Below are 12,599 nucleotides of genomic sequence, written 5' to 3'. Positions count from 1 at the left end.
CGGCGCGCGCGACGCGTGGGAGGGTGCGCGCCGCGCCCGCACGCCGCGCGCCCTCGCACCCGCCGCACGCCCCGTAACCGCGGGCGCACGGCGGCGGTTGGCGCTTCATGCACGACGACCGCTCCCCGTCCATGGTCCGGCTCGCCACCGCGTCCCTGGCCGGCACCGCCATCGAGTTCTACGACTTCTTCGTCTACGGCACCGCGGCCGCCCTCGTCCTCGGCCCGCTCTTCTTCCCCACCGTCTCCCCGCTCGCCGGGACCCTCGCCGCCTTCGGCACCTTCGCCGTCGGCTTTCTCTCCCGGCCTCTGGGCTCAGCGCTCTTCGGCCCCCTCGGCGACCGTTACGGAAGACGGCCGGTCCTTCTCTTCTCGCTGCTGCTCACCGGGGTCGCGACGGTCGCGGTCGGCTTTGTGCCCACGTATGACTCGATCGGCGTCGCGGCCCCCGTGCTGCTGCTGACGCTGCGCTTTGTGCAAGGGCTCGGGCTCGGCGGCGAGTGGGGCGGCGCGGTGCTGCTGACCGCCGAGCACGCGCCCGAGCGGCGGCGCGGGCTGTGGGCGGGCTTTCCGCAGATCGGCCCGGCCGTCGGATTCCTGCTCGCCAACGGCGTCATGCTGGCCCTGTCTGCGACGCTGAGCGAGGCCGATTTCCGGTCCTGGGGCTGGCGGGTGCCGTTCTGGGCGGCGGCCGTGCTGGTGGCGGCCGGGCTGCTGCTGCGCGCCCAGCTCGCCGAATCGCCGCGGTTCCGGGAGCTGGCCGAGCGCGACGAGCGCGCCGCCGCGCCGCTCACCGAGGTGGTGCGCGACCACTGGCGGCTGGTGCTGCTCACCGCGGGCGGCCTCGCCGTGGGCTACGCGGTCTTCTACACCGTGACGACCTGGTCCCTCGCGTACGGGACGGAGCGGCTGGGAGCGGACCGCTCGGTCATGCTCGGCTGTGTCATGGCGGCGGTGGCGGTCAAGGGCGCGGTGACGCCCCTGGCCGCGCATCTCGGCGACCGCTTCGGGCGGCGGACCATGTGCCTGGCGGGCTGCGCCGGCACGGTGCTGTGGACGTTCCCGATGGTGGCGCTGGTGGGCACCGGACGGGCCCCGCTGATGTTCCTCGGCTTCCTGGGCTCGCTGCTGGCCTTCGTCGCGATGCTCGCCGTCACGGCGGCCTATCTGCCCGAGCTGTATGAGCCGCGGGTGCGCTGCACGGGCGCGGCGCTCGGCTACAACCTCGGGGGCGTGCTCGGCGGCGGCCTCACCCCACTCGTGGCGACCGCCCTGTCGCGCGGCGACGGTCCACCGTGGGGCGTCGCCGCGTATCTGACCGGCATCGCGCTGCTCAGCCTGGGCTGCTTCGCGCTGCTGCCGGAGACCCGGCCGACCCGACCGGCAAACGGCACGGACCGCCCCCTCCCGCGGCCGATGGAGGCCGGGGAGGCGGCGGTCTAGGGCCCGCTCCGGGATCAGGGCAGCCCGGGGCGAGTCTGGACGGGAGCCGGCGGGTGCGGCCGCCGGCTCCCTGGTCTGGTCGTTACGTCGAGGCTGTCGCTGTGGTCAGGGCCGGACGTCGACGCTGTCGCGCTCCGCTGTCGCGGCCTCCTCGGTCTGCTCCTCGGCCGCCCGCTCCCGCTCGGCCTGTTTCTTCGAGGCGTAGAGGCTGGTGACCGTGGTGATGACGAGCACCGCGCAGATGACCCCGAGCGAGACCGGGATGCTGATCTCGGGGACATGCACCCCGGACTCGTGCAGCGCGTGGAGCACCAGCTTCACGCCGATGAAGCCGAGGATCACCGACAGCCCGTACGACAGGTGGACCAGCTTCTTCAGCAGCCCGCCGATCAGGAAGTACAGCTGACGCAGGCCCATCAGCGCGAACGCGTTGGCCGTGAAGACGATGTACGGGTCCTGGGTGAGACCGAAGATCGCGGGTATCGAGTCGAGCGCGAACAGGACGTCCGTGGTGCCGATCGCCAGCATGACGATGAGCATCGGGGTCATCAGGCGCTTGCCGTTCTCGACGATGAACAGCTTGGTGCCGTGGTACTTGTCGGTGGACGGGAAGCGCTTCTCGACCGACTTCAGCAGGCGGTTCTCCTCGAACTCCTCTTCCTCCTCGTCGGCCCGCGCCTCCTGGATCAGCTTCCACGCGGTCCAGATGAGGAACGCGCCGAAGAGGTAGAAGACCCAGGAGAAGGTCGTGATGATGGCGGCGCCCGCGGCGATGAAGATCGCCCGCAGCACCAGCGCGATGAGCACGCCCACCATCAGCACCCGCTGCTGGTAGATCGTCGGCACCGCGAACTTCGCCATGATCAGCACAAAGACGAAGAGGTTGTCGACGCTCAGCGACTTCTCGGTGATGAACCCGGCGAAGAACTCGCCCGAGGGCTGACCGCCCGCGAAGACCAGCAGCCCGAGCCCGAACAGCCCGGCGAGGGCGATCCAGACCGCGGTCCAGATCCCCGCTTCCTTGAGCGAGACCTCATGCGGTTTGCGGCCGCCGATGAAGAAGTCGACGGCGATAAGGGCGCACAGACCGACAATGGTCAGCACCCACAGGGACCAGGAGACGTCCAACAGTTCCTCCGGCATTCGTACGGCAATGTTCAGCGTCGTCGCTGCCGGAGGTCTCTTCCGCCCGGGCTCGCACCACGGGCCGACGCCCCGGGTTCGCATCCGGCCCGACCAGGCACCGGACGCGATCCGTATTGACGGGAACGCCGCGACAGGAGTACTCCCCTCCGCACCAAGAAGAGTACAGGAATTACCAAGGAAGAGTAAAGAGAAAGGTAAATTGGCTGGTCAGATCCCCTTTACCAAGTATTGACAGGGCGTCAGCGTAATCGGGCGTTCACTGTCCGTACGCCTGCCGGGCCCTCATCACCTGCGCCAGCACCTGCTCCACCACCTGGCTGCCGGCCGGCACCAGCGACGGCTCGTACGTCCAGGCGTGGCCCACCCAGGGATCGGCCAGGTGGTCGTCCGGGACCGGGGTGACCCGCAGCAGCGAGCGCCACAGCGGGCCCAGCACCGGGCCGTAGGCCTGGGCGTCCTGCCGGTCGGCCACCATCATCAGGTGCACGCCCACCGAGGGCCCCTCGTCCGCGAGATAGCGCAGCTGGGTGACGGCCCGGTCGTCGAAGCCGTGCGGGAAGTCATTGACGATCAGCAGCTGTTCGGCGACGTCCAGGTCGGGCGGCAGCGCGTCCGTGGCGCCGCTGCGGACCGCCATCTGCACCAGGTCGACCCGGCGCGTCAGACCGGCGAGCATCGCGCTCACCCCCTGGGCGCCGGACGCGGGCGGCTCGCGCAGCACGCCGGAGCGCAGCAGCGGGGCGAGGGACCCGGCGGCCGACCCGGCCGGGTCGATCACATGCACCGTGAACTCACCCGCCGGATAGACCGCCAGCAGCCGCGCGGCGTGCGCGACCGCCGTGTCCGCGGCCAGCCGGCGCAGTTCCCCGGAGTCCACCATCGCCGCGTCGGACAGGGCGTCCCGCCCGCTGTCGATCCACAGCCCGCGCTCCAGCGGCAGCCGCACCAGCATCGGTATGCGCAGATCCCGGCTCTCCGGGAGGTGCAGCTCGCCCAGGCGCAGCGCCATGGGGATCTCCATGGGCACCTGGTAGCCCTGCCAGACCGGGCTGTCCCAGCGCGCGAACGCCGGGGGCAGCGCGGGCTCGACGACCTCGGCCTCGGCGGCGAGCTGGGCCAGGTCCCGGTCGAGAACCGCGCGGGCCTGCTCGACCAGGGCGGTGTGCTTGGTACGGGCCTCCGCGCGGGCCGAGTCGGCGGCCGGGCCGAAGCGGGTGCGCGGGTCGGAGAGGACCCCGTCCAGCTCCTTCTCCATGCGGGAGTCGGCGAAGTCGACGGCGCTGCGGTAGGCCGCGGTCGTCCGGGCCAGGTCCTCGAACATGCCCCAGACCTGGTTGTAGAGCCGCTCGTCCATGGTCCAGCCGGAGGCGTCGCCCGCGACGGGCTGGGCGGGCCGCCCCGGCTGGGCGGGCGGGGCGGCCGGAGGGGGCGTGGGCGGCGCGGACGTACGGCGGCCGGGGTGCTGGTAATTGACCGGCCCGCCCGAACCCGGCCCGCCCGAACCGGGCGCGCCCCCGGCGGCGGTGCCCGCGGGGGTCTGCTGGGGCGCGGCGGCGGGCTCGCCCGCAGGGCCGCTGCCGCCGGCCGTGGCCGTACGCACCCGTCCCTCACCCTCCGGGCGGGGTGGCGGCTGGGCGACGGACCGGGCCATGCCCTGGGCGACCGCGTCATTGATCCGCGCGGCGAGCTCGACGGCCTCCGGCAACCCCTGGTCCTGCAGCATCGCGGCCAGCCCGCCCGCGTATCCCTGGCCGACGGCGCGCACCTTCCAGGCGCCCTGCCTGCGGTACAGCTCCAGGGCGACCACCGCGGACTCCGAGTCCAGGTCGGTGATGGTGTAGCTGGCGACCTCGGTGCCGTCGAGGCCGGTGACGGCGACGAACGGCGCCGGCATGACGCCGAAACGCGTGGGGCCGCCGACGCCCGTCGGCAGGGCCAGCAACACATTGACCCGGTGGGCGGCCTCGGGCACCGCGCCGAGGTCCACGGCGAGCCGGTGGTCCGCCGCGGCCTGCTTGGGCACATCGATGCCCGGGAGCTGCGGCGTGGCGGGGTGCGCGACCCACTCGGTCCCCCGTACCGTGCCCTGCTCGTCGCCGAGCGTCACCCCGGCCACGATCGGATGGCCCGCCGAGACCCGGATCTCCAAACGGGTCTGGGGCAGTGCGTGGTTCTGCCCTCGGACCAGCTCGGCCGTCATGGGTGCGTCCCCTCGTTGTGTTTCGCTGTGTTGACTGTGCGATAAGTGCTTGTACGTGCGATACGTGCTTGTGGTGCCGGGAGCACATCGGCCCGGTGGGCGGATGCGCCCACCGGGCCGACGGGTTCAGCTGCTCACAGGTGCGGCAGGATGTGCGGCATCAGGTCCTGGAAGGTGCGGCCGTTGGCCGGCTCGCCGACGGCCTTCATCTCCCAGCCGGAGCCGGCGCGGTTCACCTTGGCCATGATCTGCGCGGTGTACTGCCCGCCGCCGGTGAGGGTGTAGCGGGCCAGCTCCTGACCATTGGTCTCGTCGACCAGCCGGCAGAACGCGTTCTGCACCTCGGCGAAGGTCTGGCCGGTGAAGGAGTTAACCGTGAAGATGATCTGGTCGATGTGCACCGGCACCCGCTGCAGGTCGACCAGGATGGCCTCGTCGTCGCCGCCCTGGCCGGCGCCGCCCACCAGGTTGTCACCCGTGTGGCGCACCGAGCCGTCGTCGCTGACCAGGTGGCGGAAGAAGACGACGTCCACCGGCTGCTTGTCGGCGAACAGGACAGCCGAGGCGTCGAGGTCGATCTCCCGCGTGCGGGAGCCGAACAGCCCGCGGCGGGGAGCCGCCTGCCAGCCAAGCCCCATCCGCACCGCGGTCAGGGTGCCCCCGTCGGCCTTCTGCAGACTGATGGCCTGTCCCTTGGACATGTTGACCGTCACGCGCTGTCCCTACTCTCGTTTCTCGATTCCCCGCGGCCGCCCGGTCCGCACGGCCTGCTTGAACCCTATGCACTGGGACAAGCCCCCCAACCGCCCCCACCGGCTTTTGTGTCGGTCTTGCAACACACCGGGCGGCACGGACCGAGGGCGGCACGCCACAGGGGTCAGGACAGCCCGGCCTCCCTCATCTGGCGCAGCTCTTTCTTCAACTCCCCCACCTCGTCGCGCAGCCGCGCCGCGACCTCGAACTGCAGCTCGGCGGCCGCCGCCCGCATCCGGTCGGTCATCTCCTCGATCAGCTCGGCGAGTTCGGCGGCCGGACGGTCCGTCAGCTGCCCGTCCTTGGCGCCCTTCGCAGCCTTGCCGGCGTTTCCCGCCCGCTGCCCGGCCAGGGCGGGCACCGGGGCCTTCGCCTGCCCCTTGGCCGCGCCCTTGCCGTCGGTCTTGCGGAAGCCGGTGCCCAGCAGCTCCTTGGTGTCGATCTCCTCGCGGGCGATGGTCGCCACGATGTCGCCGATCTTCTTGCGGAGCGGCTGCGGGTCGATCCCGTTGGCCTTGTTGAAGGCGATCTGCTTCTCCCGGCGCCGGTTGGTCTCCTCGATGGCCTTCTCCATCGCCGGAGTGACCTTGTCGGCGTACATATGCACCTGACCGGAGACGTTACGGGCGGCGCGGCCGATGGTCTGGATCAGCGAAGTACCGGAGCGCAGGAAGCCCTCCTTGTCGGCGTCGAGGATCGCGACCAGCGAGACCTCCGGCAGGTCCAGGCCCTCGCGCAGCAGGTTGATGCCGACCAGGACGTCGTACTCGCCCGCGCGCAGCTCGCGCAGCAGCTCCACGCGGCGCAGGGTGTCCACGTCGCTGTGCAGATAGCGGACCTGGATGCCCAGCTCGAGCATGTAGTCGGTGAGGTCCTCGGCCATCTTCTTGGTGAGGGTGGTGACCAGAACGCGCTCGTCCTTCTCCGTGCGCGTGCGGATCTCGTGGATCAGGTCGTCGATCTGCCCCTCGGTGGGCTTGACGACGACCTCGGGGTCGACCAGGCCGGTCGGACGGATGATCTGCTCCACGAAGCCGTCACCGCGCGAGAGCTCGTACGGGCCGGGGGTCGCGGAGAGATAGACGGTCTGGCCGGTGCGCTTCAGGAACTCCTCCCACTTCAGCGGGCGGTTGTCGAGAGCGGAGGGCAGCCGGAAGCCGTGCTCGATCAGCGTCCGCTTACGGGAGGCGTCGCCCTCGTACATCGCGCCGATCTGCGGGACGGTGACATGGGACTCGTCGATGACCAGGAGGAAGTCCTCCGGGAAGTAGTCCAGCAGGGTGTGCGGCGGGGATCCGGTCTCGCGGCCGTCGATATGCAGGGAGTAGTTCTCGATGCCGGAACAGGTGCCGATCTGGCGCATCATCTCGATGTCGTACGTCGTCCGCATCCGCAGCCGCTGGGCCTCCAGCAGCTTGCCCTGCTTCTCCAGCCGGGCCAGGGTCTGCTCCAGCTCGGCCTCGATCCCGGCGATGGCCTTCTCCATGCGCTCGGGCCCGGCCACATAGTGGGAGGCCGGGAACACATACAGCTCCTGGTCGTCGCTGATGACCTCGCCGGTGAGGGGGTGGAGCGTGGACAGCGCCTCGATCTCGTCGCCGAACATCTCGATCCGGACGGCGAGCTCCTCGTAGACCGGGAAGATCTCGATGGTGTCGCCGCGGACCCGGAAGGTGCCGCGGGTGAACGCCATGTCGTTGCGCGTGTACTGGATGTCGACGAAGCGGCGCAACAGCTGATCTCGGTCGATCTCCTGGCCGATCTTCAGCGGCACCATGCGGTCCACGTACTCCTGTGGGGTGCCCAGACCGTAGATGCACGAGACGGATGCCACCACGATCACGTCACGCCGGGTGAGCAGCGAGTTCGTCGCGGAGTGGCGCAGCCGCTCGACCTCCTCGTTGATCGAGGAGTCCTTCTCGATGTACGTGTCCGACTGCGGGACATACGCCTCTGGCTGATAGTAGTCGTAGTACGACACAAAGTACTCGACCGCGTTGTTCGGCAGGAGCTCGCGGAACTCATTGGCGAGCTGGGCGGCGAGGGTCTTGTTGGGCGCCATGACGAGGGTCGGCCGCTGGAGCTTCTCGATCATCCACGCTGTGGTCGCCGACTTTCCGGTGCCGGTCGCGCCGAGCAGCACAACATCGCTCTCACCAGCGCGGATGCGTCGCTCCAGGTCGGCGATCGCCGTCGGCTGGTCACCGCTGGGCTGGTACGGGCTGACGACCTCGAAGGGCGCCACCTTGCGTTCGATCTGAGATACGGGCCGCATGACACCCACCGTACGACCCACCACTGACAACGGCCGACCGGCCGAACCCGGGGCGGTGGAGGGGTGACCCCGCTCGCGCCCCGCCGGACCACCCGGCGGGCCCGTGCTTCACTCGGTCCATCCGACTTTCGCTCTGTCCATCCGCGATTTCATTCTGTCCATCCGCGACCTACCCTCCGGGACGGCACGACTGGGACCCTCTGCCCGTCCGCGAGTCACGCGAGTCAGACGACGCGAGGAGTCCGTATGCGCATCCGCCCCGCCGCCGCCCTCACCGGCGCGCTCATCGGTATGTCCGCGCTCTTCCTCTCACCGGCGGCCGCCCGGGCCGATCACATTGATCAAGCCGACGACCAGTCGCACCACACCGTCACCGTCGCCCACCGGGGCGCCTCCGCCTACGCCCCGGAGAACACGCTCGCCGCCGTCGACGCGGCGGATGACCTCGGCATCACCTGGGTGGAGAACGACGTCCAGCGCACCAAGGACGGCGAGCTGATCGTCATGCACGACACCACGCTGAACCGGACCACGGACGTCGAGGACGTCTTTCCGGACCGCGCCCCCTGGAAAGTCTCCGACTTCACCCTCGAGGAGATCCAGCAGTTGGACGCGGGCAGCTGGTTCAGCCCCGAGTTCGCGGGCGAGGGAGTACCGACCCTCGAGGATTACCTCGATCGGGTGGAACACAACCACCAGAAGCTCCTCCTGGAGCTCAAGGCCCCCGAGCTGTATCCGGACATCGAGCGCCAGACGCTGCGCGAGCTGCGCAGGGAGGGCTGGCTGGACCGCCGCCATGTCCAGCACAAACTGATCGTCCAGAGCTTCAGCGCGGACGCCGTGAAGCAGGTCCACGACCTGCGGCCGGACATCAAGACCGGCTTCCTCGGCACGCCCGCGGTCGGCGACCTGGAGACATACGCGGAATTCGCCGACCAGATCAACCCGAGCTACAAGACCATCGACGCCGAGTACGTCGCCGCGGTCCACGAGGTGGACGGCGCGCACGGCCGCCCGTTCGAGGTCTACGCCTGGACGGTGAACGACGCGCAGACGGCGGTCGACGTCGCGCGCATGGGCGTGAACGGGATCATCACCAACAACCCTGATGTGGTGCGCGACGCGCTGGAGGACGCGGGCTACGAGGTGCCGGGCGCCCCGGCGCCGGTCTCGTAGCGGCGCCGCGGCGTGGTCACGGCCTGGCGCGGGGAGGCGTTGTCGGTCTCCCCGCCTAGGCTGGAGCCGTGACGATCTCAGAAGGGCCGGCGATCTCTGCGGAGCAGAGCGGGCAGACCGAGCGGCGCGAGGCTCGCGCGTGGTGCTGGAGCGTGCTCGACTCCCCCATCGGCCCGTTGCTGCTCGCGGCGACGGATCAGGGCCTGGCCCAGGTCGTCTTTCACGCCGACGACGCGACGGCGGCCAAGGCCGTCTCCCGGCTCACCGGCCGGCTCGGCACGGCCCCGGAGCCCGAGCCGGTCCCCGGCCCCGCCTCCGGTGCGCCCTCCGGTGCGAGTTCCGGGGCCGGGACCACGCCGGACCGCCTGGCTCACCTCGGCTCGGCCGTGCGCCAGTTGGAGAGCTACTTCACCGGCGCGCTGCGCGAGTTCACCGTCCCCCTGGACTGGTCCCTCACCGCCGGTTTCCACCGCCGCGTCCTGCGCGAGCTCGCCGACCACGTCCCGTACGGCACGGTCGTCGGCTATGGGGACCTCGCCGACCGCGTCGGCGACCCGGGCGCCGCGCGGGCGGTGGGCGTGGCCATGGGCAGCAATCCGCTGCCGGTCGTGGTGCCCTGCCATCGCGTCGTCGAGAGCGGCGGCGGCATAGGCGGCTTCGGCGGCGGCCTGGAGACCAAGCGCACGCTGCTGGCCCTGGAAGGGATCCTTCCGCAGCCGCTCTTCTGACCCCGGCTCCGAGTCCGCTCCGAGTCCGGATCCGACCCCTGCTCCGCCCCCTGCTTCGGGCCCGTACGCCGCCCCGGAAATATCTTGTTCCGGAAAACTCCGAGCGTCTTGTCGTGGACACGTTTCACTCCTATCTTTGGATCGCTCCCCATGCGCACTGACCACGCGCACGGCGGCACGAGCTCCTTTCTTCAAGGCTGAACCGCTCTCCCCCCACAGCGGATAAGGCCCTCCCCGGAAAAACCGTGAAGAACCGCGGACGACCGCTTACGACCGCGGCCACTACCGGACATCCGGACATCCAAACATCCGACGAAATCGCGCCCGGACGCGCACGTCGGCACGCTCCACACCGCGGGCTATACACCCCCCACGGTTTCCACCACGCTTCATCGACTTTCGATGGGAGAACCATGTCTTTTGGCCTGCTCGCCGGCGGCGCGGTCGCGGCGTTATTCGCATCGGGCATTTCCCCGCAGGGCGCGTCGGTCTCCGATGTGCCGCCCGAGAAGATCCAGGTCAGCGTCAACACCGTGAACGGATCGGGCTGCCCCAAAGGGACCGCCGCCGTCGCGGTCTCCAGCGACAACACGGCCTTCACGGTGACCTACAGCGACTATCTCGCCCAGGTCGGCGCGGGCGCCGACCCGACCGACATCCGTAAGAACTGCCAGCTCAACCTGGGCGTTCACGTACCGCAGGGCTTCACGTACGCCATCGCCAGCGTCGACTACCGCGGCTACGCGCACCTGGAGAAGGGCGCGAAAGGCACCGAGAAGGCGAGTTATTACTTCCAGGGATCCGCGGACACCACATCGCGGACCCATGACTTCAACGGTCCGTACAGCGACAACTGGCAGACCCGCGACTCCACCGATTACAGCGCCCTTGTTTGGGCGCCGTGCGGCGTGGACCGCAACTTCAACATCAACACCGAACTGCGGGTGAACGCTGGTACCTCGACGTCGGGCAGCACCAGCTTCATGGCCATGGACTCGACCGACGGCAGTTCGAACACGATTTATCACATCGCCTGGAAGGAATGTCCTTCCGTCCGGTAAGGCGCGAAACTCCACCAGCCAGGGCGGCGTCGGAGCCTGCCCGGCTTTCCGTCGTCGTCCACAGACGATCGAATGGAGAATCATGCCCCGTGCAATGTTCGCAGGCGGCGTGGCCGCGGCTTTCTTCGCCACGGCACTCGTCTCATCCCAGCCCGCATCCGCGCAATCGCCGTTCGAAACCGTGCCGCCCGACAAAATCGTGATCACGGTGGCGACGGTCAACGGTTCGGGCTGTCCGGCGGGAACTGCGGCCGTGGCCGTATCGCCCGACAACACGGCGTTCACCGTCACCTACAGCGACTATCTCGCCCAAGTGGGCAAGGGTGCCAAGCCGACCGACTTCAGGAAGAACTGCCAGCTCAACCTGGTCGTGCATGTGCCGCAGGGCTTCACGTACGCCATCGCGAGCGTCGACTACCGCGGCTACGCGCACCTGGAGAGGGGGGCCTCCAGCACCGAGAAGGCCTCGTACTACTTCCAGGGCTCGTCACAGACCTCCGCCCTCTCCCATAACTTCAACGGTCCGTACGACGACAACTGGCAGGCGACCGACGTCTCCGACATCGCCACCGTGGAATGGGCCCCCTGCGGTGCGCTGCGGAACTTCAACATCAACACCGAGCTGCGGGTCAACGCCGGCACCTCGGACACGACGAACACGACGAGTTTCATGACCATGGACTCGACCGACGGCAGCGTGAGCACCACCTACCACTTCGCGTGGAAGGAGTGCCCGTCGGCGTAGCCACCCCGCCGGACCCCGCACTCCGGGCGCCGTGCGCCACGTCCCCGCAAGGGGCGCGGCGCACGGCGTCGTCCCCCGTGCCCCCGCGGAGCCTCAGGCCCCCGGTCCGTTCCAGGCCGGATGGCGCGGGTCGTCCGCGCGGACCGCCACATCCGCGGCCTCCGCGGGCCGCACCTCCTCCTCATAACGCGCGAAGGCGGGCAGCGTCCACTGTTCGTCCGCGTCCGTACGGCGGGCGAGGGCGGCCGGGGACAGCCGCAGATGCACCGACAGATCGAACGGGAACCAGCGCCCCAGCAGCAGCGCGCCATGGAGCAGCAGCACCCCGCCCGGCGGCAGTTCGACATACGGGGAGCGGGTGGCCCGGTCGGTCACCGGATCCCACAGATCCGGCAGCACCCGCCCCGTGCCGCGCGGCGCGGGCTCCAGCGGGTCGAAGACCTCACGCCACAGGGCGCCCGTGTCCAGCCACATGTCGTAGTACGCGTCGGCGTCCCGCCGCCCGTACTCGTAACGCAGGGACGCCGCGCGCAGAAAGCCGCCCGCCGCGACCACCAGCGCCGGCCGCCCCCGCACCCGCAGCGCCTCGGCCAGCCCGTGCGCCAGCTCCCCGGTACGCGCCGCCGGGGCCCCGTCGACCGCCACCCTCAGCCAGGGGCTGCCGTCCGCCGCCGTCAGATCCGCGACGCGGTCGGCGAGCGCGCCGGTCAGCCGTTCCCAGGAGATCGATTCGAGCCGCACAGCCCCCATCATGCAGGTATGGGGTGGGGCGCTTGCCTTACGGTGGGGTCTGCGGCAGATGGATGAGGTGAGTGAGGGCATGGAAGGGGTTGTCGGGCGGCTTGCGAAACGGTATGGAAAGCATGGCCGCGAGCCGCGAGCCGCGAGCCGCGAGCCGCGAGCCGCGAGCCGCGAGCCGCGAGCCGCGAGCCGCGAGCCGCGAGCCGCGCTGAGAGGCTGACCGCTCCTCCGCCTGCCACCCCGCCCGCGCCGCCCCCCGCGCACGGCTGCCAGCCGCCTCCCCTCCGCACGCCCGTCGGCCCGGACGCCGCGCGCTGGACGACGTTCGACGG

At 70.2% G+C, this 12,599-nt stretch carries 10 protein-coding genes; 5 read left to right on the top strand and 5 right to left on the bottom strand.

Annotation, left to right across the window (positions count from 1 at the left end; all coding sequences use genetic code 11):
- The first annotated feature begins 131 nt into the window (after positions 1 to 131).
- Positions 132 to 1,442, top strand: coding sequence for an MFS transporter (locus PV419_RS36375; RefSeq protein ID WP_415925457.1), 1,311 nt, complete (start codon positions 132 to 134; stop codon positions 1,440 to 1,442).
- 105 nt (positions 1,443 to 1,547) lie between these two features.
- Here the strand turns inward: PV419_RS36375 and PV419_RS36370 are convergent, their stop codons facing one another.
- The 4 genes from PV419_RS36370 to uvrB all read right to left on the bottom strand — a co-directional run bounded on the left by PV419_RS36370 (position 1,548) and on the right by uvrB (position 7,816).
- A complete protein-coding gene (locus tag PV419_RS36370) occupies positions 1,548 to 2,570 on the bottom strand; it encodes a TerC family protein (protein WP_319696388.1) in 1,023 nt (340 codons plus the stop codon).
- A gap of 274 nt (positions 2,571 to 2,844) precedes the next feature.
- Entirely contained in the window at positions 2,845 to 4,788 is a 1,944-nt protein-coding gene (locus PV419_RS36365; protein ID WP_319696282.1) for a TerD family protein, read from the bottom strand.
- 134 nt (positions 4,789 to 4,922) lie between these two features.
- On the bottom strand, positions 4,923 to 5,501 hold the full coding sequence (locus PV419_RS36360) for a TerD family protein (protein ID WP_319696281.1): 579 nt from the start codon (positions 5,499 to 5,501) through the stop codon (positions 4,923 to 4,925).
- A 164-nt stretch (positions 5,502 to 5,665) separates the two neighbouring features.
- A complete protein-coding gene (uvrB, locus tag PV419_RS36355; RefSeq protein ID WP_319696279.1) occupies positions 5,666 to 7,816 on the bottom strand; it encodes an excinuclease ABC subunit UvrB in 2,151 nt (716 codons plus the stop codon).
- Positions 7,817 to 8,062: 246 nt separating this feature from the next.
- On the opposite strand from uvrB, the gene PV419_RS36350 reads away from it, so the two are divergent.
- The 4 genes from PV419_RS36350 to PV419_RS36335 all read left to right on the top strand — a co-directional run bounded on the left by PV419_RS36350 (position 8,063) and on the right by PV419_RS36335 (position 11,526).
- Positions 8,063 to 8,992 carry a glycerophosphodiester phosphodiesterase gene (locus PV419_RS36350; RefSeq protein ID WP_319696277.1) on the top strand — a complete coding sequence of 310 codons (930 nt, stop codon included), beginning with the start codon at positions 8,063 to 8,065 and terminating at the stop codon, positions 8,990 to 8,992.
- Positions 8,993 to 9,060: 68 nt separating this feature from the next.
- On the top strand, positions 9,061 to 9,720 hold the full coding sequence (locus PV419_RS36345; RefSeq protein WP_415925454.1) for a methylated-DNA--[protein]-cysteine S-methyltransferase: 660 nt from the start codon (positions 9,061 to 9,063) through the stop codon (positions 9,718 to 9,720).
- A 413-nt stretch (positions 9,721 to 10,133) separates the two neighbouring features.
- On the top strand, positions 10,134 to 10,781 hold the full coding sequence (locus tag PV419_RS36340; protein WP_319696275.1) for a DUF4360 domain-containing protein: 648 nt from the start codon (positions 10,134 to 10,136) through the stop codon (positions 10,779 to 10,781).
- Positions 10,782 to 10,863: 82 nt separating this feature from the next.
- On the top strand, positions 10,864 to 11,526 hold the full coding sequence (locus tag PV419_RS36335) for a DUF4360 domain-containing protein (RefSeq protein ID WP_319696273.1): 663 nt from the start codon (positions 10,864 to 10,866) through the stop codon (positions 11,524 to 11,526).
- Between the two features lie 93 nt (positions 11,527 to 11,619).
- On the opposite strand, the gene PV419_RS36330 is transcribed toward PV419_RS36335, so the two are convergent.
- Positions 11,620 to 12,276, bottom strand: a complete 657-nt coding sequence (locus PV419_RS36330) for a uridine kinase (protein ID WP_319696385.1) — start codon at positions 12,274 to 12,276, stop codon at positions 11,620 to 11,622.
- Between the last annotated feature and the right edge of the window lie 323 nt (positions 12,277 to 12,599).

It is taken from the genome of Streptomyces sp. ME19-01-6 (genome assembly GCF_033793745.1).
Lineage (GTDB): Bacteria > Actinomycetota > Actinomycetes > Streptomycetales > Streptomycetaceae > Streptomyces.
Note: the sequence above shows the minus strand (reverse complement) of the source record. Positions and strands in the feature narration are given on the sequence as shown.